Annotated in this window: 1 pseudogene; it reads left to right on the forward strand. The window is 55.2% G+C overall.

What is annotated here, in order from left to right:
• Positions 1-270: pseudogene (locus E5Q11_RS17805) on the forward strand (nuclear transport factor 2 family protein); the annotation flags it as partial.
• Between the last annotated feature and the right edge of the window lie 67 nt (positions 271-337).

Consider the following 337-nt stretch of genomic DNA (forward strand, 5'->3'; position numbering starts at 1 on the left):
GGCGCCTATGAGAATGTTATCTCCTGCCAGTTCGATTTTGGGGACCCGGTCATTAATGGCCGTCATGTCGGTATTCCCTGGATCATGCGGCTCAGACACAAGCGAATCCGCCATGGCCATCAGGTCAATGTAGACGGCATCAGCCAACTGACCATTCATGGCGGTCGGGTAACCGGTCATCGCGATTACTTCGACGTAGGGCAGCTTCTGTATGAAACCCTGCCAGTTCTCGGCAAGGCCATTCGCTGGATAAGGAGTAAGGCCGGATGAGCCAGCGCCTTGAAACACCCTCGAATATCTGGATTACCGGGGCCAGTTCCGGCATCGGTGAAGCACT

The sequence above is a fragment of the Marinobacter confluentis genome, assembly GCF_004785685.1.
GTDB lineage: Bacteria > Pseudomonadota > Gammaproteobacteria > Pseudomonadales > Oleiphilaceae > Marinobacter > Marinobacter confluentis.